This is a genomic window from Gaetbulibacter sp. S0825 (assembly GCF_011777505.1).
GTDB lineage: Bacteria > Bacteroidota > Bacteroidia > Flavobacteriales > Flavobacteriaceae > Pontimicrobium.
The window spans coordinates 700125-722333 of record NZ_JAATJT010000002.1 but is presented as its reverse complement, the minus strand read 5'-3'; the positions used below and the strand labels follow the sequence as shown (position 1 = coordinate 722333).

General features: G+C 32.4%; 24 protein-coding genes. 9 read left to right on the top strand and 15 right to left on the bottom strand.

All coding sequences use genetic code 11. The annotated features are described in order from the left end of the window. Positions 1-16: 16 nt before the first annotated feature. The 4 genes from HB672_RS10935 to HB672_RS10920 all read right to left on the bottom strand — a co-directional run bounded on the left by HB672_RS10935 (position 17) and on the right by HB672_RS10920 (position 1818). Entirely contained in the window at positions 17-238 is a 222-nt protein-coding gene (locus HB672_RS10935) for a hypothetical protein (RefSeq protein WP_167612338.1), read from the bottom strand. Positions 239-256: 18 nt separating this feature from the next. Beyond that, positions 257-661, bottom strand: coding sequence for a hypothetical protein (locus HB672_RS10930; RefSeq protein ID WP_167612335.1), 405 nt, complete (start codon positions 659-661; stop codon positions 257-259). A gap of 12 nt (positions 662-673) precedes the next feature. Continuing rightward, the gene (locus HB672_RS10925) at positions 674-1210 is read right to left on the bottom strand and encodes an RNA polymerase sigma factor (RefSeq protein ID WP_167612331.1); all 537 of its coding nucleotides are present in this window, start codon (positions 1208-1210) and stop codon (positions 674-676) included. A gap of 122 nt (positions 1211-1332) precedes the next feature. Continuing rightward, positions 1333-1818, bottom strand: coding sequence for a porin family protein (locus HB672_RS10920; RefSeq protein ID WP_167612328.1), 486 nt, complete (start codon positions 1816-1818; stop codon positions 1333-1335). A 185-nt stretch (positions 1819-2003) separates the two neighbouring features. On the opposite strand from HB672_RS10920, the gene aroC reads away from it, so the two are divergent. The 7 genes from aroC to HB672_RS10885 are packed head-to-tail and all read left to right on the top strand — an operon-like array spanning position 2004 to position 8689. Next, positions 2004-3068, top strand: a complete 1065-nt coding sequence (aroC, locus tag HB672_RS10915; protein WP_167612325.1) for a chorismate synthase — start codon at positions 2004-2006, stop codon at positions 3066-3068. A 5-nt stretch (positions 3069-3073) separates the two neighbouring features. Next, positions 3074-4399 carry a dicarboxylate/amino acid:cation symporter gene (locus HB672_RS10910; RefSeq protein WP_167612320.1) on the top strand — a complete coding sequence of 442 codons (1326 nt, stop codon included), beginning with the start codon at positions 3074-3076 and terminating at the stop codon, positions 4397-4399. 35 nt (positions 4400-4434) lie between these two features. Then, a complete protein-coding gene (gene gshB / locus HB672_RS10905; protein ID WP_167612317.1) occupies positions 4435-5472 on the top strand; it encodes a glutathione synthase in 1038 nt (345 codons plus the stop codon). A 51-nt stretch (positions 5473-5523) separates the two neighbouring features. Continuing rightward, positions 5524-6357, top strand: coding sequence for a sulfurtransferase (locus HB672_RS10900; RefSeq protein WP_167612314.1), 834 nt, complete (start codon positions 5524-5526; stop codon positions 6355-6357). 2 nt (positions 6358-6359) lie between these two features. Further along, entirely contained in the window at positions 6360-6689 is a 330-nt protein-coding gene (locus HB672_RS10895) for a hypothetical protein (RefSeq protein ID WP_167612311.1), read from the top strand. Between the two features lie 3 nt (positions 6690-6692). Then, entirely contained in the window at positions 6693-7532 is an 840-nt protein-coding gene (locus HB672_RS10890) for an N-formylglutamate amidohydrolase (protein WP_167612308.1), read from the top strand. Beyond that, the gene (locus HB672_RS10885) at positions 7532-8689 is read left to right on the top strand and encodes a tyrosine/phenylalanine carboxypeptidase domain-containing protein (RefSeq protein ID WP_167612305.1); all 1158 of its coding nucleotides are present in this window, start codon (positions 7532-7534) and stop codon (positions 8687-8689) included. The genes HB672_RS10890 and HB672_RS10885 overlap by 1 nt, the downstream gene beginning before the upstream one ends. Before the next feature lie 166 nt (positions 8690-8855). Here HB672_RS10885 and HB672_RS10880 read toward each other — a convergent pair whose 3' ends face one another. The 3 genes from HB672_RS10880 to HB672_RS10870 are packed head-to-tail and all read right to left on the bottom strand — an operon-like array spanning position 8856 to position 11295. After that, a complete protein-coding gene (locus tag HB672_RS10880; protein ID WP_167612302.1) occupies positions 8856-9275 on the bottom strand; it encodes a DUF393 domain-containing protein in 420 nt (139 codons plus the stop codon). 20 nt (positions 9276-9295) lie between these two features. Beyond that, complete coding sequence (locus HB672_RS10875; RefSeq protein ID WP_167612299.1) at positions 9296-11062, bottom strand: tetratricopeptide repeat protein; 1767 nt, start codon at positions 11060-11062, stop codon at positions 9296-9298. A 59-nt stretch (positions 11063-11121) separates the two neighbouring features. Beyond that, positions 11122-11295 (bottom strand): hypothetical protein, encoded by a 174-nt coding sequence (locus HB672_RS10870; RefSeq protein ID WP_167612296.1) that lies wholly within the window; start codon positions 11293-11295, stop codon positions 11122-11124. A 69-nt stretch (positions 11296-11364) separates the two neighbouring features. On the opposite strand from HB672_RS10870, the gene HB672_RS10865 reads away from it, so the two are divergent. Further along, on the top strand, positions 11365-12993 hold the full coding sequence (locus HB672_RS10865; RefSeq protein ID WP_167612293.1) for a thiol-activated cytolysin family protein: 1629 nt from the start codon (positions 11365-11367) through the stop codon (positions 12991-12993). 54 nt (positions 12994-13047) lie between these two features. Here HB672_RS10865 and HB672_RS10860 read toward each other — a convergent pair whose 3' ends face one another. The 3 genes from HB672_RS10860 to HB672_RS14660 all read right to left on the bottom strand — a co-directional run bounded on the left by HB672_RS10860 (position 13048) and on the right by HB672_RS14660 (position 16846). Next, the gene (locus tag HB672_RS10860) at positions 13048-15213 is read right to left on the bottom strand and encodes a DNA mismatch repair protein MutS (RefSeq protein WP_167612290.1); all 2166 of its coding nucleotides are present in this window, start codon (positions 15211-15213) and stop codon (positions 13048-13050) included. Between the two features lie 92 nt (positions 15214-15305). After that, the gene (locus HB672_RS10855) at positions 15306-16586 is read right to left on the bottom strand and encodes a tetratricopeptide repeat protein (RefSeq protein ID WP_208864209.1); all 1281 of its coding nucleotides are present in this window, start codon (positions 16584-16586) and stop codon (positions 15306-15308) included. A 5-nt stretch (positions 16587-16591) separates the two neighbouring features. Then, positions 16592-16846 carry a hypothetical protein gene (locus tag HB672_RS14660; RefSeq protein ID WP_208864208.1) on the bottom strand — a complete coding sequence of 85 codons (255 nt, stop codon included), beginning with the start codon at positions 16844-16846 and terminating at the stop codon, positions 16592-16594. 195 nt (positions 16847-17041) lie between these two features. Here HB672_RS14660 and ung point away from each other — a divergent pair, with 195 nt between their 5' ends. Further along, positions 17042-17707: a uracil-DNA glycosylase gene (ung, locus tag HB672_RS10850; protein WP_167769593.1), complete on the top strand. Its 666-nt coding sequence runs from the start codon at positions 17042-17044 to the stop codon at positions 17705-17707. 327 nt (positions 17708-18034) lie between these two features. Here ung and HB672_RS10845 read toward each other — a convergent pair whose 3' ends face one another. From HB672_RS10845 to HB672_RS10825, 5 genes are all read right to left on the bottom strand, one after another. Beyond that, a complete protein-coding gene (locus tag HB672_RS10845) occupies positions 18035-18901 on the bottom strand; it encodes a substrate-binding domain-containing protein (RefSeq protein ID WP_167612287.1) in 867 nt (288 codons plus the stop codon). Beyond that, positions 18902-19771, bottom strand: coding sequence for a nucleoside phosphorylase (locus HB672_RS10840; RefSeq protein WP_167612284.1), 870 nt, complete (start codon positions 19769-19771; stop codon positions 18902-18904). It lies immediately after the preceding gene. Further along, a complete protein-coding gene (locus HB672_RS10835; protein ID WP_167612281.1) occupies positions 19761-20702 on the bottom strand; it encodes a DUF1835 domain-containing protein in 942 nt (313 codons plus the stop codon). The genes HB672_RS10840 and HB672_RS10835 overlap by 11 nt, the downstream gene beginning before the upstream one ends. A gap of 2 nt (positions 20703-20704) precedes the next feature. Then, a complete protein-coding gene (locus HB672_RS10830) occupies positions 20705-21034 on the bottom strand; it encodes a translation initiation factor (protein ID WP_167612278.1) in 330 nt (109 codons plus the stop codon). An 80-nt stretch (positions 21035-21114) separates the two neighbouring features. Beyond that, positions 21115-22065 (bottom strand): isopenicillin N synthase family oxygenase, encoded by a 951-nt coding sequence (locus HB672_RS10825; protein WP_167612275.1) that lies wholly within the window; start codon positions 22063-22065, stop codon positions 21115-21117. Positions 22066-22209: the final 144 nt, after the last annotated feature.

The window sequence follows — 22209 nt, the reverse complement described above, 5'->3', positions numbered from 1 at the left end:
CATCAATTATAGAACTTTAATCTGGCAAGGCTTCGCAATAGAAGCCTTTTACCTTAACCAAGTTTTTTACATCATTTTCATTTAATGTATCAGTAATCTTAACTTTTAATACTTTGTCAATATCTTCTAAATCTATTGACCAATTAATAATGCTAGATTGATTATTAAATAGCATTTGTATTGCTTCAACACTTTTTTGGGTTTCGATATTTGTTCTAAATATTAATACTTTTTTCATGTTTTTAAGCATTTACTACTATTCAATTGAATTATCTTCCTTATTATCATTGTTTTGGCGTTCAACATACTGTTTGTAAAGCATGTCTCCTTCTTCTTTCCAAAATTTGTCATAGTGCTTCCATTTTGAAAAACTTGTTTTAGAATCGGTTTTGCAATCTGATTTCAAATCTTTTGATGAATCACAGCTACTGCTACCACAACTTCCAGTAAGGATTTTAAAAAGTATAAACAGCCCAACTCCCTGCCAATAAGTTATTGTTGTTAAGCCAAAAAGCTCAGGCATTAACCAGTTCCACAGCCACATTATTATAAAACCAAAAAGAATGGCAAGTCCAGATATTCCTATAATTGCTAGTATTATCAATCCTGCAATTTCCCCAGGAGATCTTCCTCTTAACTTATGATTGAAAAAATTTGTCATTGTATTCTCTTTTTAATTAATATTTTTTGTTTCTAATTTCTTATAAAGTATGCCTATGGCTCTATGTCTTCTAGACATTAAAGTGCCTTTAGGTATTCCAGTTTCTAATGATATTTCTTTATAACTATATCCTTCAAAGTCAATTGCTATAATAATATCTCTATACTCAGGTTTTAGATTAATGATTGCCTTCTTTAGTACATAATTCATTTCTTCGCTATAAGGGTTTTCTGCCGTATCATATACCATTTCTGCCAATTCTTGCAGCTTAATTTCTGCATTATTTTCATAACTATAATTATACTTCTTAGATCGCATAACATCAATAATTTTGTTTTTTATTGAATTGTATACAAATCCAGCTACATTATTTATGGGCGAATATCTATCAGCTCCAGCAAACAATTTTAAAGCCACATCCTGAATTATATCTTCGGCATCACGACTGGCAGTTGCCTTAATTCTTGAATTGACAAAAACTTTAAGAGATTGATATTCTTTTCCAAAAAAGTCTTTAAGTTTTTTATTGTTTTCTGATTGATGGGTCATTTAACGCCTTTTAAAACAGGTCTTCAATTGTAAAGACGAGGTTTTTTAAATCTATTGCATTTTTAGTTAAAAAAAAGACCACTTTGCTAAGTGGTCTTTAATAATTTAATATCTATTTACTATTAGAATTGATAACGTAACCCTAAGGCGATATCAAAATCTAAATCATCATTTATATCTCCAAAACCAAGTTCTGGTCTAAAATCTAAAGATATAAGTAATGGAATATCAAAATCATATTCAATCCCTATATTACCAGCAACTAATAAGGAAGTACTACTGTCGTCCACTCCAGGTGCTGCATTGTCTAAGCTATAAGAAGCAAAACCACCACCAACACCAGTGTACCAGTTGAAGTTTCCATCAAGCGGCATTACCCATTGGTACAACCCAACAGCTCTTAAAGCACTATAATTCTTGCCATCTCTCCAGCCTAAACCAAATTCTAATCTATTCGAATCGCTTAAACCGAGTTGATAGGAAATTTCAGCACCAAAACCATCACTATCGCCTAGTCGTAATCCTATGGCATGATCTGAGATGTCTTGTGCTTGTGCAGTAAATGCAAACCCAAATAAAGTCAATGATAATAAAAATAATTTTTTCATAATTTTTAAGTTTTTGTAAAAGTAATTATTTTGATAAAAAATATAAATCTATAACGCTAATATTATGCCAATATTGAAATTTGCCAAAAAATCATCAATAAATATGGCTAATAATTAAAATCCATTTTTGTTTCTCTAATAATACAATTACATTAGCGAAACTAACTAATAAGAATACATAATTAATGGCTGGAAATTCTTTCGGTAATTTATTTAAACTCTCTACCTATGGTGAATCTCATGGAATAGCCATTGGAGGTGTAATAGATGGTTGTCCTGCAGGGCTTAAATTAGATTTTGATGCTATCCAGCATGAAATGAATAGACGTAAACCTGGACAATCTAAAATTGTAACACAGCGCAAAGAGCCTGACACAGTTGAATTTTTATCTGGAATTTTTGAAGGTCAAACTACGGGAACTCCAATAGGGTTTGTCATTAAAAATGCTAATCAAAAATCTAAAGATTACTCTCATATAAAAGATGTGTATAGACCAAGTCACGCAGATTATACATACGACCAAAAATATGGCGTGCGTGATTATAGAGGTGGAGGACGAAGTTCTGCAAGAGAAACAGCATGTCGGGTTGTAGCTGGAGCGATTGCTAAGCAATTGCTTAAAGACGTAAAAATAAATGCATTTACATCTTCAGTTGGAAAAATAAACATCAACCAACCGTATCAGGATTTAGATTTTTCAAAAATTGAATCTAATGCTGTTCGTTGTCCAGATGAAGCAGTAGCCGAAAAAATGATTACTCTTATTAAAGACATTAAAAAAGAGGGCGATACCATTGGCGGAACGGTGACTTGTGTTTTGCAAAATGTTCCTGTTGGATTAGGCGAACCTGTTTTTGATAGGTTGCATGCAGAATTAGGTAAAGCTATGCTTTCTATAAATGCCGTAAAGGGATTTGAATATGGCAGTGGATTTTGTGGTGTAGAAATGAAAGGGAGCGAACACAACGATATTTTTAATTCAGATGGAAGTACTAAAACAAACCTGTCTGGCGGTATTCAAGGAGGTATAAGTAATGGAGAAGATATTTATTTTCGAGTTGCCTTTAAACCTGTTGCAACCATTATGCAAAAACAACAAACCATCGATGCAAAAGGAAATGAGTTGGAAATGCAAGGGAAAGGACGTCACGATCCATGTGTCGTCCCTAGAGCTGTGCCTATTGTTGAGGCTATGGCAGCTTTAGTATTGGCAGATTATTATTTATTGAATAAGATTACTAAACTATAGGATATATGAAAAAACTAGCACTACATTGGCAAATTTTAATAGGGATGCTTATTGGTCTCATCTTTGGTTTCATCATGCTACAAATTGATGGAGGAAAAGAGTTTACTGACGATTGGATAAAACCTCTAGGTAGCATTTTTGTTAAGCTATTAAAATTGATTGCTATTCCATTAATATTAGCTTCTTTAATAAAAGGAATTTCAGATTTAAAAGATATTTCAAAATTTAAAAGTATAGGTATTCGTACTATTATCACTTACGTTATAACAACTGTAATTGCTATTTCTATTGGGTTAATGGTAGTAAATGTATTACAACCAGGTGATGGAGTTTCGGAAGAAACTATTGAAAAACTTTCAAGTACTTATAAAGATAACAGCAGTGTACAAGGTAAAATTGCTGAGGCTTCTAAACAAGTAGAGAGTGGACCATTACAGTTTTTGGAAGATATGGTGCCAGACAACGCCTTTAAAGCAATGAGTGAAAATGGTTTGATGCTTCAAGTGATTTTCTTCTCAATATTTTTAGGGATATCAATGTTGTTAATTGGAGAAAAAAGAGCTGAACCCTTAAAAAATCTCTTTGATTCGCTCAACGATGTGGTGTTAAAAATGGTAGACTTAATAATGCTAACAGCACCTTACGCAGTGTTTGCTCTTTTAGCAAGCGTTGTGGTGTCTTCAGATGACCCAGATATTTTAGTTGCATTAGCACAGTATGCTGGAGTTGTGCTTCTTGGACTTGCATTAATGATTGTTTTTTATACAGTTATTGTTGCTACTGTTACAAAGAAAAATCCGTTCTGGTTCTTAAAAGAAGTTAGTCCTGCGCAATTATTGGCATTTTCCACAAGTAGTAGTGCTGCAACACTTCCTGTAACTATGGAACGAGTTGAAGAGCACATAGGAGTTGATAAGGAAGTATCAAGCTTTGTACTTCCAGTAGGAGCAACCATAAATATGGATGGAACAAGTTTATATCAAGCTGTTGCCGCTGTATTTATTTTTCAAGCATTAGGTTTAGACCTAACTTTTGGCGACCAGATTACTATTGTTTTAACAGCCTTATTAGCATCCATTGGTAGTGCTGCTGTCCCAGGAGCAGGAATGGTAATGTTAGTTATAGTACTGGAATCTGTTGGTCTTCCACCAGAATTATTACCAATAGGATTGGCCCTTATTTTTGCTGTAGATAGACCACTTGATATGTGTAGAACTGTAGTAAATGTAACAGGAGATGCCATGGTGTCAATGTTAGTTGCTAAATCTGTAGGGAAACTTGGTGAACCAAAAGTGCAGAATTGGGATGATCATTACGAAGAAGTAAAATAGTTAAATTAAGTTTCAAGAATTTAAAATATAAGAAGATGAATGTTTGTTTTATAATGTACCCTTGGGAAGATATTGATGCAGAAAACGATACAAGTTTAGCGTTAATGAAAGAATGTGCTAAACGTGGTCATGGCGTCGCTATGTGCTCTCCAGCAAACTTAACGATTAGAAATAGTGTAACCAATGCTTTCTGTACTGTTATTGGAAGAATGGATAAAGTACCTGGTTCTTTAAAAGCATTCTATAATAAAGCAAAACTACGTGAAGAGATGTTGCCACTGGCTGGTTTTGATGCTATATTTTTCAGAGCAAACCCTCCATTAGATCCAATAATGTTGAACTTTTTAGATTCTGTAAAAGATGATGTATTTATTATTAACTCACTTCGTGGTATGCGAGAAGCTAATAATAAATTATACACAGCAGCTTTTGGAGATGCGCATAGTAATATTATACCTGCAACTCACGTATCCAAAAACAAAGACTACTTAGTTCAACAAATAAAAGAATCAAAAGCAGATAAAATGATATTGAAACCATTAAATGGTTTTGGAGGTTCAGGCGTGATTCTTATTGAAAAATCGGCAATGAGTAATATCAACTCCTTACTGGATTTCTATATTTCAGGAGCAGATGGTTCTTCAAATTATGTAATTCTTCAGGACTATATTGAAGGAGCAGACCAAGGAGATGTTAGAATTTTATTGCTTAATGGAGAACCTGTTGGAGCTATGAAGCGTGTTCCAGGAACCGACGATCATCGTTCCAATGTATCAGCTGGAGGTAGTGTGCAAAAACATACACTTACTAAAGAAGAAAAAGCATTGTGCAAACAAATAGGTCCAAAATTGGTTAGTGACGGATTGTATTTTGTTGGTATTGATGTTATAGGCGGTAAACTTGTTGAAGTAAACGTGATGTCTCCTGGCGGAATTACTTACATAAATAAGGTTTACAAGCCAAAGATAAGAGTTGAAGAAAAGGTAATTGATTTTCTTGAAAGCAAAGTGATTGATAAACTGCAAGCTTTTGATAGACGCACTAGATTGCGAAAAGCAGTTGATGAAGCTTAAATAGTATGAGTTTTATAGTTGCAGTAGCAGTATCCAGAAATTTAAATGATTATGGCAAATTTATCTACTCTAGAACCTTTAGTATCAGTTGAATGGTTGAACAATCATTTAACCGATAAAAACTTGCTCATATTTGATGCAAGTATGAATAAAGTGACTTCTAACGATAATGAAATTGAAAACTCACAAATTCCTACTGCACAATATTTTGACATAAAACATGTGTTTAGTGATACAAGCGCACCTTTTCCTAGTACGGTGCCTTCAGAACAACAATTTACCAGAGAAGCTCAAAAACTTGGGGTGAATACTGATAGTATAATTGTAGTTTATGATGATAAGGGTGTTTATTCAAGCGCTAGAGTTCGGTATCTATTCAAAGCTTTTGGCTTTGATAATGTAGCGGTTTTAGATGGAGGATTGCCAGAATGGAAGGCAGCTAGTTATGATGTTGAAGAAAAAAAAATCAATGCTAAACCAAAAGGCAATTTTATTGCAACATATAGCCCTGAGAAATTTAAATTTTTCGATGATATCCTGGAGTCTTCAAAAAATAAAAATCATTTGATTATTGATGCACGCTCCGAAAACCGATTTAAAGGTCTAGCTCAAGAGCCAAGAGAAGGCTTACGAAGTGGAAGTATACCTAACTCTGTGAATATTCCATTTTCAAAACTTTTAGAAAACGGATATTGTTTCAAATCAAAAGAAGCTATTAAAAAAGAATTTGAAACAATTAATGCAAAAGAGCAACATCTAGTGTTTTCTTGTGGCTCAGGAATTACTGCATGTATTTTAGCTCTTGGAGCAGAATTAATTGGAAAACATGATATCTCAGTTTATGATGGTTCATGGACTGAGTATGGAACATTAACAACAGAATAATCATGAAACAACCTCATTGGACAAAAGAAGAATTAGTAGCGTATATATTGTTATATACTGCACATTCAAATTTTGACGAAGCTAATACAGAAAAAAACGTCATTATTTCTAAGGTTGATATGCAAACATTTCAAAAAATTCATGATGAGTTTGATGAGGATAACGATTATCAAAGCCTTCAAAAAATAATTCAAGGCGTAAAAGACCATAACTATAATGAAGATGAGCTTCAATCATTATTTACAGATATTAAAACATTGTTTCTAAGCGATGGTGAATATGATATTATGGAGCGTAATATGTTTTTATACTTAAAAAAAATATTGAGCTAGGTTATGGAGAAATTATCAGTTGAGGTAATAATAGATAAAATAAAACAACAACAGCCGTTTCATGCAGTAGCTGAAGATTACTCTTTTACAATAAAAATTGAAGATTATGTACCTTATGTTTGCGCAGCTATACATGATGGCCATCAATTTAGAAAAGAACTTTGGGATAATTGCTTACATACCGAATATGACAGATGGTACGAAGAAGATCCTGAAACGAAAAACATGATTTCTAGTCATCCAATAGTAATTGCTGGCTGTGATTCTCGATTTGAATACGATTTAAACAGACCTCCTGAAGAAGCTGTTTTTGAAACTGCTTGGGGAAAGCAACTCTGGAAAACCCCATTGCCAGAAGCACAAAAACAAGCATCATTAGCAAAACATAAAGCATTTTATGATGTGGTTCACGCTTTGATTGAAACTATTGAGTCAAAATATGGAGTAGCTATCGTTTACGATATGCATAGTTATAATTGGAAACGTTGGGACAGGGAAGTGCCAACTTGGAATTTAGGCACAACCAATGTTGATAATGAACGATTTGGAGATGATATTGAAACATGGCGACAAAGCCTATCTGAATTGAATTTGCCAAATAACATCAAGTCTACAGCATTAATAAATGACACTTTTTTTGGTAACGGATATTTCCTGAAATTTATTACCAATAGTTTTAAAAATACACTAGTTTTGGCTACCGAAATTGCTAAAGTGTATTGCGATGAATATGAGCAAGTTAATTTCCCAGAAGTTGTAAGTAGTGTTGAATCACAGCTTAGAGAAAGATTGCCAAAACATGCAAAAACATTTATGGAAAAGCACAGTAAACAAATTACTTAATGAAGCAAGGAATAAGTACAGCAAATAAAACACTACTTGAAATAGACACCTATTTGGACAAACTGGTTAAAAAAATTGAACTTTTAACCTATGTAAATCCTATTAATATTGAAAGTGAAAAAGAGCGCTTTTTTTCATCAAAGTATTTATCTGAACCAGATTTTATATATCCTAACATTGATTTCGATAAATTCAAATTGCATAAGGAGTTATTTTCTTTGCCAATCGAAAAGATTGATGATGAACGAATTAAAAACTTGTACGAAGACATTATCTATTTCTATTCAGGCTTAATTCAATCTATTGAAACTATTGGCACAGGTAAAAAGTTTTACTATAATAGTTTGCATTCTTTTGGGACACCAACAGAAATGGATGTAGATAATGCCAAGTTTATTTTGCATTTTGAGGAAAATCTAGCCGCAGAACATTTTCAACCAAAATATTCAGCATTAGAAACAGAACAATTTTTTAAAGACTATTCTAAAAGATATGATTTCACTTATAGCATAAAACATTCTGAAAGAATGGGAGCTATAGCCATGGTGCTTAACAATCAACAAACTTTAGTGTTAAACAGCAATCATGTGTTTAGTGATAACGAAATTGGAGTACTCACAAATCATGAAATTGGAGTGCATATGGTTACCACGATGAATGCTTTATTGCATCCATTAAAAATATTTTCTCACGGCTTTCCAAACAATGTCGAAACCCAAGAAGGCTTATCAGTTTTTAGTGAATATATGTCTGGCAACTTAACTATTAAACGTTTAAAAGAATTGGCATATAGAGTATTGGCAGTAGATAGTTTAGCAAAAGGCTATTCCTTTTCAAAAACCTTTAGGATGCTGCATAGTAATTACGATTTAAATAGAGAAGATGCTTTTTATATAACAACAAGAACACATAGAGGTGGAGGGTTTACGAAAGATTATTTGTATCTAACTGGCTTAAAAAAAGTGTATGACATTTATGAAAAAGGAGACAGTCTTGATGTGTTGTTAACTGGAAAAGTATCATTGGAACATAAAAATGATATCGAATACCTTCAAGAAAAAGGATTGGCTGTGAAACCAAAATACATCACTGATTCTTTTGCCGAGAACAATAATACCAACAAAACAATTGACTTTATTTTAAGCAGTTTAAAATAAAGGATAATTCTTTTATCAAATAAAAAAGGTTTTTAACGATAATTTAGTGTGTTTAGACAAATGCTTGATTATATTTATAATCACCAAAATAAGTGTGCTAAGATTTACATTTAATTGTGTTAATTGTTAAATGTACTTAAACCCTAAAATTCGTTTTAGGGTTTTTTTATTCTAAAAATTTCGCCTTTAATTCTGGTGTAGGTATCATACAAGCATCTTTTTTACCATACCATTTGTATCTATTCTTTGCGATATAGTTATATACCAAATTTCTAATAAAAGGAGGCACTATGTAAAACGCAATCAGTAAACTTCTTGGAAACCCTAGTCTTGATGCTATTGCTAATGCTGCCGAAGATTTAATTTTTAACCCTTTTTCTTCAGAATATAACAGTATAGAATCGGTTTTTGAAGTGTCTAAATTATATTTTTTTATAATAGATTTCCCAACTTCACTTTGCAAAGGAGCAAGCATAAACACATCATTTTTATCATATTTTATCACATAATTAATGCTAGAGTTGCAAAGGTTGCAAACACCATCAAAAAGAATTAATTGCTTATGTTTTGGTAAGTTTTTTATCACTTAACAAAATTACAACTTAATTAAAGAGCATTCAAGTATTCGTTAAGGTCTTGCTCTTTGTTTAAACTAAGTTTTTTCTTTAATCGATATTTGGATTTTAGTACACTATCTGGTAATACATTTAGCATTGAAGCTATTTCTTTAGTAGTTAGATTCATACGAAGAAATGATGCCAAACGAATTTCTTTTTCTGATATATCTTCGGCAATGGCCTTTATTTTATTATCAAAATCGTTGTGCACTTCAGAGAAGTACGACTTAAAAACTTCCCAATCTTTATCCTCTGCACTTTCTTTTTTGAGCAACATGACCAAACGTCTAAACTCAACTTTAAACAGTTCGGGTGATTTTTTAATCTTTTCTAAATTATCTTTTAATTCTTGTATAAACGTGTTTTTTTGGACTAAATGTAGTGTCTGACTTGTTAATTCTTTCTTTTTAAATTCAATTTCCTTTTTAAGGATTTCTTCTTGCCTTTCACGCTCGATTTTGTTTTTCTTCATACGTTGCTTAAATCCAAAATAGAGTAGTGCTGCAATGGTTATAAACGAGAACATGCCTATACCATAGAGAGTTTTGGTTAGTTTGTCGTTTTCGGCTTGGGCATTAAGAGTTTTTATTTCTTCTTCTTGTAAAGCAATGGCTGCTTCTTTTTTTTCGGTTTCAAATTTTAAGTGCAATTCATTTATCTTGTCATTACTTTCTTTATTAAAAATAGAGTCTTTTATTATACCAAACTTCTTTTTGTATTCAAGAGCATTTTTGTAATCTTTATTTCTTTCATAATATTTGGTAATTAAGCTGTAACCATCTAAAATGCCTCGTTTTATATTAGCTTTTAAATTAACATCCAATGACTTTTTATAATAATAAATGGCTTGGTCATCATTTTTTTCTAGTCCAGCAACCCTACCTAAATCTCTATAAATCATTGCAGTTAGTATTGGTTTATTTGTGTCTTCAGAAATTTTTAGAGCCTTATTATACCAAATCTTGGCATTATTAAAGTCCAATGCACGTTTGTATGCTTGTCCAATAAAATTGTACATTCTTGCTAAAGCAAAGGTGTCATTTACTTTTTTAAAATATGCAGCCGATTCCTGGTATTTTTGTATGGCTTCTTTGTAGTTTTTTCTCCTTAATTGTATATTAGCTATGTTTGCTTTCACTCGCATTAAACTAGGTTGATTATTACTTTTAATATAGGCTGATTCAGCTTGTTCAAGGTACTCAATGGATTTGTTTATTTTTCCTGTATTCATATATACACCAGCAATATTAAGATAAAATCCAGCTAATTTTTCTTCTGAATACTCTAAACTTTGTGCTTTTTTTAGTGCCTTTAATTGCGAATCTAGAGCATCATCAAAATTTCCTAGTTGCATTTGTGTAACTCCTAACATACTATAGGCACTAGCAACATCAGGTCCCAATTGTAGGCTATCAAGCATAGGAATGTTTTTTAAATAAAGTTCTTCTGCCTTTTTAAGTTCAGCTTTTTCCATAAGGTAAAAAGCGCGCATAATGTTAGATTTAACATTGTATTCAATATTATTAAGGGCTAAGGATTCATTTTTTAATGTATCAATATATTTTATGGCAACTTCTGGTTTGTTTCCCATATATAATTTTCCTAGTTCCCAATACGATTTTAATTGAACTGCACCATTTTGATTTTTTATAATACCATTAATACTATCAATTTTAGTTGCAGTATTCTCATCTATAGCTTGTGAAAAACAAAATGCAGATGATAATATTAGGGATAAGGAAAGAAGGGTTTTCATATAAACAATAGTTGGTTTAACTTTTTAATCGCCATGTAAAATTATAGAAAATTACCTTACTAAATACTTGATTTTTCTAATATTGAATTTGTCCAGTCTATATTTTGTCCATTAATGACACTAAGATTATAATTCATAAACACATGATAATCAAAGTTGTATGATATTTTGTTGATTCTGTTGTCTATTCCCACTTTTATAAAAAAATTCAAATCTGTCCATACTTTGTCCATACCAAAAATTAGATTTTAGCTTGGTTGCTCCATAGTTTTGAATTGTTGAATCACAAAAATTTAGAAATTATGAAAACACAGCAATTAACCATTAAGCAATGTATACACGTTTTATGCACAGTTATTATCTTTTCTTTTTTTACTGCTTGTAGTAAAGAAAGCGTAAGCGATGACGATACTGTTTCGCAAAATAAGATTGAAGAATTTAATAATGCACTAGCTGCATTAAATAATTTTGAACAGCCAGCAGAATCTAGTCCAACTGAACTAAGCCAAGAAGCTCCAGAGCGAGATACCGAAGACACAAGCCTAGAATGTGTTGTAAAGCATTATAAAGCAGCACCTGGTTATAGCGAATTACTTGCGCTGGACCCAACTAGCGATGTTATTTACCCCGGAGGGATGCTAAAAGGCGAGTCTATACCAACAGGAGAATATATTGGCATTAATGGTGGTAGAGCACCAATCACACTTTCGGTATCATTGGAAAACATTAATGGTACTGCCTCGGTAGAAGTAGAGAATCCTAGTTTATCAACGGTAAGAAATGGTATAAGTAGTATTTTGCAACAAGGTGTTAGTGGTGCTACACCAGCAAAAATCAATTTTGAATTGTCTGAAGTTTATTCCGAAGAACACTTAAATCTAGCTTTAGGAGCTAATTACAGAAGTGGCAACAGAAGTGTTTCGGCATCGTTTGATTTTTCTAATTCTCAAAAAAAATACAAGTACGTACTAAAATATTTCCAAGTGTATTATACCATTGATATGGATCTTCCTGAGAACAACAATCCTGGATCACTGTTTAAAGAGCTTCCAAATTTAAACTCTACCAGTCCTGTGATGGTATCTTCGGTTAAGTATGGTCGTATGGTGTTATACACCATTGAATCTGATTACGAAAAAACAGATGTGCAAGCTGCGTTTAGTGCTTCATTTGAATCGGCTGATGCCAATGGTAATGTTGGGTATCAAAATATTGTGAGTTCATCCAATGTCAAGGCTTTGGTTATTGGTGGCTCTGGTGAAGATGCTGCACAGGTAATTACTGGACCTTCAGGTGTTCATGAGTATATTACAAATGGTGGTAATTATTCTGCAGACTCTCCAGCTGCTCCTTTGGGTTATACCCTAAGGTATATAAAAAATGATTTCCCTATCGCAAAAGTTGTATTGTCGAGTGAATATGCAATACGTACTTGCGATTTGGCATATCCTAAATTTAGAGTGGAGCTTATTAAAATTCGCGTAAAAGAAACTCCAGGAGGAACTGAAGGGAGCCATCTTGAATTGTTTGGTAATGTGAGAGGTAGATTATGGCAAGAAAATGATGAAGACTATGTAAAAAATAGTGATGGCACCCAACGAAAAGTGGAATGGTATAGAAGCGAAAGCAATAACTTACAGGTTGAAGATCATCATCATATTTATGAATCTATTGAATTTGAAGTGTATAGACCAAATTACGATGATGATTATGTCTATTTATCTGGCCATTTATACGATAAAGATTGGGGAGTAGATGATTTGGGCTTCAGGGGATTTAAATTTAAATTAAAGGATATACCATACAATCTACCAGGTAATCCCGATAAAATATTTTCTGATGATAATAGGGAGTTTAATGTTAGGTTGGATTTTGATGAGAAAGCAAACCACGAAGCAAGAGCATACTTTGCTGTAACAAGAATAAAATAATTATAAATACAGTCGGCACCTAAAGTTGTAGATTCAACAACTTGGTGTTGGCTGTTATTTTTTTGTTTCCACTAATTCCAACTGTTCCACACTCACATTAGTCGTAAACAAGCCATAATTCACTATGGCTTTGTTTTTTTCTATTTTATCGATACTACCTACAGCGCGTCCATCTTCAAGTCTCACTCTGTCACCAACTTTAAGAATTGGTTTAGGTTTAGGTGTTTCAATGGCTTTTTTCTTGGCGGCTTTCTTTTTCTTTCTAATGATGTTTACTTTCTTTTCAACCTCTTGTTTTATCTGAGTTGATTTTGCTTTTTGCGAGCGACTTTCTTTAACAGATATTTTTTTACGTTTAGAATTTTCAATTTGAACAAGCTTAAAAAGTTCCGCCATTAATTCACGCTTGCGTTTATTATTAAAGTATTTCTCTGATAAGTCGTTTACTTTTTGTCCTAAATAAATCAATCGTTGATTGCTATCATACAACTCTTGGTAGTTTTCCAGTTTTTTCTGAATTTTCTCGTTAATAGCTTCTAGTTTATCTGCCTCAGCGAGTTTCTTTTTTTCATTTTGCTTTAACGATTCACCTGTTTTTTCAAGCTTAGAGCGTTCTTTCTGTAATTTTGCAATGGTTGCATCAAAGCGTACTTTAGAGCGCTCAATTTTCTTTTTTGCTTTGTTTATTAAGTTATACGGAATACCGTTTTTTTGTGCCACTTCAAACGTAAAAGAACTTCCTGCCTGACCTAAAGCGAGTTTATATTTTGGTTCTAAGGAGCGCTCATCAAACAACATATTGGCATTAATCATATGCTCTTTTTCATTAGCCAATAATTTTAAATTAGAATAATGCGTTGTAATAATTCCAAACGCTTTGCGCTCATAAAATACTTCTAGAAACGTTTCAGCCAGAGCACCACCAAGTTCAGGGTCACTTCCTGTACCAAACTCATCAATTAAAAACAGTGTTTTTTTGTTGCACTTTTTTAAGAAATAATTCATTTGCTTGAGTCTGTAGCTATAAGTGCTCAAGTGGTTTTCAATGGATTGATTATCCCCTATATCACTCAATATTCTGTCAAATAAACATGCTTTGCTACGTTCATGTACAGGAATTAACATGCCACTTTGTAACATCACTTGTAATAACCCTACGGTTTTAAGCGTAATGCTTTTTCCGCCAGCGTTAGGTCCAGAAATGACAATGATCCTACTATCATGTTTTAATGCAATGGTCTGCGGAAATGTTTTTTCCTTCTTTTCTAAATTGGTTAAGTATAGTAGCGGATGATAGGCATCACGTAAGTACATTTCACGCTCTTCGGTAATTTCAGGAAGAATTGCATTCATGGACCTTGCATACTTAGCTTTTGCAGCAATCACATCCATAGTTGTTAAAAACGATTGGTAGTTTTTTAATAATGGTAAAAACGGACGAATATAATTGGTAAGTTCCTTTAAGATTCTAACCACTTCTTCGCTCTCCTCATACTCCAAATTGTTGAGCTCTCTAGAATGCTGCAAAGTAGCTTCAGGCTCTATATAAACGATGCTTCCTGTTTTACTACCACCCATTATTGCGCCTTTTACTTTGCGCCTGTACATTGCTTTTACAGCTAAAACACGCTTGTTTTCAACGACAGACTCACGGATATCATCGAGATATTCTAGATTATGATAGGTGCTTAAAGCAGTGGCAAAACTAGAATTAATTTTGCCTTTTAGTTTATTGATGCCTTGTCGTAATTCATATAATAGTAGAGAAGCATCATCTTTCACATCCCCAAAGCGGTCCACAATAGCATCTACTTGTTCAATGATATCGGTGGTTATTTCAATGTGAGATGTATAACGATATAAATTTGGGTAATACTCTTCAAAGTTTTTTAAGAATTTAAGTATGTCATTTACCGTTAATGATATTGAAACTAATTTCTTTAAACTATGAGTTTCTAAATACGTGTTTTCAATATTTAATAACTGAAGCTCTTTAATAATAGGGTCAAAACCATGATTTGGTATGCGATTGTCATTATAAAAAGACGAGACATACTCATTAGTTAACTGTAAACTAATAAGCAACGTTTCTTTTTTATCATAAGGCAAAATCTCCAACGCTTTTGCTTTCCCAAGAGCAGTGACACAGTGGTCACTAACTTGTTGTAAAACGGTAGAAAACTCTAAATCTTGAAGTGTCTTTTCGTGAATGTTAATCATCCTTAGCAACCCTGTTGTTTTTACAGGATGACAAAGTTACGTATTACAATTGATATGTGAAATTGTGGAGATGTACATAGTAATAGCCAACTTTAATTTTTTAATTGCTTTAGTTTATTAATAGCATTCTGATTTTCTGGATTAAATTCCAATGACTTCTTGAAGTTAGCAACAGCTTCTTTAAAATCTTTCTTGTGAAGATAAACTTCAGCTAAACTATCGTATAAGTTTGCCGATTTCGGATAGATATGCAATGCCAATAACAACACATTTATACCCTGTTCAAACTTTGAAGGGTTAAATGAAAATCGCAAGCCCATGGTGTTTAACATGCCTTCTTCAAGCTTTAGTGTTGGATGTTTTACTACTGTTTCTTCGTATAACGGAATTAAATCTTGATAATCCTGACTAAGTGCTAAATCATTAAAATCTTTATAATCAAATGTTGTCGCAAGTGATTTTTTCATCTTTTTCGAAATCAGTGTTTTGGAAATACTATTTTTGTCAGGGTTGTTTTCAATGAATTCCTTTGCGTTCTCCTCATTTTTCAAAGTAGCATTTAAAAACTGTAAGGTATGTTCAGAAAGGAGTTTATAAGAAGCCATAATTTCTGCATCACTTTTGTCTTGTCTTTTATCTCTATTGGCAAATAAAACACCAAAGGAGCTAAAATAAGAATGTGTTAGGTCGTGGAATCTGTAACTATAGGCGTCACTAAATTTTAAAGAATCGTACAGTTGAAATTTGTAATTCAATTCGGCAGGAATTTTGTCACTAGTAAGTACTTCTTTTGGAATCTCTTTTTGAGCAAAATGGATATAAGGAATATTAAACCTATCTATATTAAAGTAAGGTGATTTTTCTAGTACAGGGTAATTGAATCTTTCAGTTCCATCTAAGCTTACTATTGCGCTTATGTTCTTATTTTTCATTACCGTTATAGCATTCGATAGTCCACAAAAACTAAAGCCCATAAGTGCTGTTCTATCGAAGTCTATAGATTCGTATTTATGAATTTCTTTTAAAAGAAATTCTACATCTCTAGATTGTGTTTCCATATCTTTTGTAGTTCCTCTTTCTAACCATCTTGTATCTGTCCCTCTTGAAGGGCTTGATATCACTACGAAACCATTACTTGCCAAAAATTCGAATAAGGCAAAATTCTCAATGGATGAGGCTTGATAACTTGGTGCATAAACTACGACTGGAAATTTGCCTTCTAAAACGTTAGTATTGGAGACGGCATTTACTCTTTCTAACAAATGAGATCTATTTTGTGGTGTATTCCATAAGTAAGGAAACCAATCTAACAAAAACTTGTTTGGTAGGTTTCTCCATTCTTCCTCCTCTTTTAAGACCTCCAAATAATCCAAAACAATTAATTGCTTAGAATTACTGTATTACTGTTTTTAATTTCAGCAGGATACCAAATACTAATAGAAATTGGTCTTAGTATGAATTGATTATTATGCTCATTGTGGATTTGGTAAGTTCTCGTGCTATCAATAACTGTGTAGTGCTGAAAGCCAACTTCATATTTTCCTTTATTTAGGTTTATTTCTTTTAATGAATCTTGTCCAGATAGTGAGCATATTTGAAGAAATATAAGAGATGCAAAAATTATGAAACGCATTATTTGGTATTAGTATGTATTTAATGAAGTTAGTTTTTTAAGTTCTTAATGTCAAGTAGTTGTTTGTCATAACTAATAATTATGCAAACAAACTGTTAGTAACTAATTGCTTAATTAATTAGTTGTGTAAAGAGAGAGTTTTATTTTTGTTTCTTAAGTAGATTCTGTATCAATTGCGGAATGATAAGAACTAATATGGACGTAAACATTCAATCAAGTTGGAAAACACATTTGCAAGACGAGTTTAGTAAACCATATTTTACTGAGCTAGTTAATTTTATAAAACAAGAGTATAAAACGCAGCAATGTTTCCCTCCTGGAAAAGAAATTTTTGCAGCATTTGACCATTGCACCTTTAATAATTTAAAGGTGATAATTATTGGTCAAGACCCGTATCATGGTGTTGGTCAAGCTAATGGCTTATGTTTTTCTGTTCGAGATGGTGTTAAACATCCACCATCACTGATTAATATTTTTAAAGAAATTACAACTGATGTAGGAATTCCATACCCAAAAAGTGGAAATTTAGAACGTTGGGCAGATCAAGGTGTATTACTTTTAAATGCAACACTAACTGTTAGAGCACATCAAGCTGGCAGTCATCAAAATAAAGGCTGGGAACAATTTACAGATGCTGTAATTACAACAATTTCAAAAAATAGAGAAGGGATTGTGTTTCTGCTATGGGGTGGATTTGCCAAAAAAAAAGTAAAACTTATTGATACGAAAAGACATCATGTGTTAACGTCTGGACATCCCTCACCATTAAGTGCTAATAGAGGTTATTGGTTTGGAAATAAGCACTTTAGTAAAGCTAACTCCCTGTTGGAGACAAACGGCCTGGAACCTGTCGAGTGGTAAGTGTTTTTGGTGCTTTTTTCAGTACTATAGGTCTGCTAGCTTTGGCTTTTTTAGGTTTCGAAAAACTCTTAATTTTATTTGTGCTAAAAACCAATAGGACGAAATTTATTGCTACTAAAATTAAAAGAATTAATGTAATTTTATAAATCATATACTAAGGGATTTGGGCAACATTATTTCGGCAAAATACAAATAAATTCGATGAAATGCAAAAACTATGTTAACATATGTTAATAAAGGTAAATAAAAAAATAATACGAAACAATACGTATATATACGTATATAACAAGTATTCGTTGAAAACTCCTACTTTTTGGATGAAAAACGTTAAATGTTGGTTACCAGCTGGTTAAAAGGTATTTTTTTTGGGATTATCTTCAAAGCCAAAAGTTGCTCCTGAACATTGTTTACTGTTTCGATGTCTAAGTTGTCTTGAGACCATTCAGTTAAATTAAGCCACTGCTGCACATCTTCTAGTTTTTGATTGTATCTATTAGCAATAGTAACATCAATAGAAGGAATATTTTTAAACTCCTTAGTCATCCTATTAATTATATTTAAAATAGTCTTTAAACATTCTTCTTCATTGGCTAGAAACTCTTCTCTTACAGCAATGACAAAACATGGCCAAGGAGAGGGACAATCGTCAATATGTTCAAAGATATTAGTGTCTACTAATGGCTTGGTTGTAAATTTTTCCCACATAAAATAATCGGCTGTTCCATTGGTAAGAGCCTCAACTGCGCCATCTAGATTTTTTACGACTTCAAAATGCAAATCGGTTTCTAAATTCCAATGATTGTTTTGAGCATTAATATATGCCATTAAATGAGACCCAGAACCAAAACGACTTATTGCTGCTTTGGTTCCTTTTATATCATTAATTGCCTTATATGGGGAATTATGCGATACATGTATTCCCCAAATTAATGGCGATTTCACATAAACTTGAACAATTTTACACTTGTTGCCTGCAATAATATCCTTTATAATTCCTTCAGTTAAAATTACAGCTAAATCTATTTCATTATCCCTTAATGCTTTGCACATTTGACCAGTACCTCCAAAGTAATCCTTCCAGCGTAAATTAATACCTTCTGCTTTGTATTCCTTATTTTTAAGAGTTAAGTACCAAGCTAGATTGAAATGTTCTGGTACGCCTCCAATTCTGACAGTTTTTAAACTTTCACTCATTTAAGAAACTAATTTATTTAGGGTGTATTTTATAAGTTCTTCAACAGCTGCTTTTGGATCTTTGCTAAATGTTCCGTTTGGTCTATTGGCTATAATTGCATTTAAAGAGCAGGCATGATGACCTAACAGTTTTGACAATCCATAAATGACTGATGTTTCCATTTCGAAGTTGGTAATATTTATGCCATTATGATTAAAAGAGTCCATTTTGGTATTCATATTATTATCGAATAGAGGTAACCTAAGCACACGCCCTTGAGGTCCATAAAACCCACCTGCAGTAGCAGTAACACCCTTATATACTTTTGGGCTATCTAGAAATTTTTCAAGAAATTTACTATTGCCAATTATTACTGGTCTTGCTTTGTCTTTATGCCAATTGGTGTGTTTAATAAACGCATCTTCAAGCTCTGGATTACAAATGTCTTCAATTTGATAGAAGTGTAACATGCCGTTTAAATCCAACCCATGTGTACTCAATACAAATGAGTCCACAGGAACATCACTTTGGAGAGAGCCAGATGTACCAACACGAACAATGTTTAGCGATTTAAGTGTTTGTTTAGGTTTTCTGGTTTCAAGATTAATATTTACTAAAGCATCTAGCTCATTCATAACAATATCAATATTATCGGGACCAATTCCAGTAGACATTACCGTAAGTCGTTTACTCTTATAATATCCTGTATGGGTTTTAAACTCTCGTTTTTGAGTTTCAAATTCAATTATATCAAAATGTTTAGATATTTTTGCAACACGATCTTGGTCGCCTACAAAAATAACAGTATCGGCAATATGCACTGGTTTTAAATTAAGATGATAAACACTGCCATCTGGGTTTAGAATAAGTTCGGATTCCTTAATTGACATTATATACTGTTTTTATGAGTTTGTTTTGTTTTTTGTTAAACTGATATTTTAATCTATTTATACCTCCATATTGAATATCGTTATGTATTTCATTTGAAAAGTTATGCTGATTTAATAATGCGTCATGACCTTTACGGTTTAATTCTAATCTTTGGTCAGTTTCTTCAATGAATATACTCAAATTGCCAATCATACGTTTTATTTGTATGTCTCCATAACCATAATATCCTTGATAGTTTAATACATAACCTAATAGATGATGTTTAGATTTTATATCGTTATCTCTAATTATTTCCAATATATGCTTTTCAAGTCTATCTAGACCATTTTTTGAGTTTGGAAAACGTTTTAAATGTGCTTTTAAGCAACTATTTAAATACTTAAATGACGAGGTTTTTAAAATATATGGTCTTAACAAATTATGGTCTTTACCACAGTATGTTTTCCAAATTGACGAAGCTAATTCTATATCAGACTCGTTCAATTCAATTTTATTATCAAAATGATCTAGAAGCTGACTCTCACTTAACTCACCTAGTCCTTTAAAATCTTTTTCTCCTTTAATTCTACCACTACAAACTAAAAATAAAGGTAGTTTAACTTTTTGTTGTTGTAATAAGCTAATGACTGCCATAAGATTTATATGGCAAAATAAATCATACTCAAACCAAAGAATTATTTTGGAATAGTTTTTAATATCATCAATTACTCCTAGTTCATTATGAAACTTATATTCATCAATATCTATATTATAATATTTATTTAGAAAAGTGCGTCTTATTTCTACAAACTCTTGAGTATCAATTTTCTCAACAGTTGGGCCTTCGCAAAGCATTTCATGCCAAGTTAAAAAATCGCCTGAGAAGTTTAACTCATTTAAATAGTTAGTTAGGCTTGATCCATTTGTGATATGAAGGATTTTATTTGTCATTATTAACCACCAACACGCTTAACATTAAACCCTTTGTCTTTTAAAATAGTCATAATTTTATCGCGATAATCACCTTGGATGATGATTTTCTCATCTTTAAAACTACCTCCAACGCTTAACTTGGTTTTTAGTTCTTTTGCCAGTTTCTTAAAATCTTCTGTAGCTCCATTATAACCTTCAAGTATGGTTATTGGTTTGCCTTTACGTTTTTCGTATTTACAAATTATGGGATCATCTTGAAGCCAGACAGCATCTGTTTTCTTAGTTTCTTCAGTTGTTTCAGGTACTTGGTGATCTGGAAACAGATTTTTTAATTGATCTTGTAAATCCATGTGTATTAGTTTATAGTCTCAGTTTACAGTTTCAGTTACAGTAATAAAATTTATTTGCGACTGTGACTGATTTCTGAATACTACTTTTTTATCAATCCTAATTCTATCAAACGTTCATTTAAAAATTCTCCAGCAGTAATATCTTCAAATTTTTTAGGGTGTTCTTCGTCAATACAGCTATCTAGTACATCTAACTTCATACTACTTACTGGATGCATAAAAAATGGTATAGAATAACGTGATGTTCCCCAAAGCTCCTTGGGTGGGTTTATAACTCTGTGAATTGTTGATTTTAGTTTATTATTAGTATGCCTTGATAACATATCACCAACATTAATCATAAGTTCATCAGGTTCTGCAATAGCATCTAGCCATTCACCTTTATGATTTTGCACTTGTAATCCACGACCTTGAGCACCCATTAACAAGGTGATTAAGTTAATATCTCCATGCGCAGCAGCTCTAACTGCATTTTTTGGTTCTTCTTTAATAGGTGGATAGTGAATAGGTCTTAATATACTATTACCATTAAATATATATTCATCAAAATAAATCTCATTTAAACCTAAATGAAGAGCTAAGGAGCGAAGCACATATTTTGCAGTTTTTTCAAGCATTCTATAGGTTTCTTTTCCAATAGCATTGAAAGCTGGAAGTTCTTCAACACTTACATTTTTTGGGTACTCAGCTTCCAAATCAGGATTGTTTTCTACATACTGTCCAAAATGCCAAAACTCTTTTAAATCGCCTTCTTTTTTTCCTTTAGCACTTTCTTTTCCAAACGATACATAACCACGTTGACCTCCAATTCCAGGAATTTCATACTTTCTTTTAGTTTCTAATGGAAGGTCAAAAAAGTTTTTCACTTCTTTATATAGGTTTTCAACTAATTCGTCATCCAAAAAATGACCTCTTAGTGCAACAAAACCAATGTCTTCATAAGCTTTTCCAATATCATTAATAAATTTTTGTTTTGTTTGAGGATCTTCTGAAAGAAAATCTTTAAGATTTACGCTAGGTATCTTATTCATCGTCTTAAAATTAAATATAATAGAATAACAAAGATAGCGAAATTGGTCACTAAACAAGGCTAGTATTGACAAATATCTACCTTATAGCTTATTATAAACTAGATAATCGATGAAATTTGTGCAATAGCAAAAATCTTGCTACCG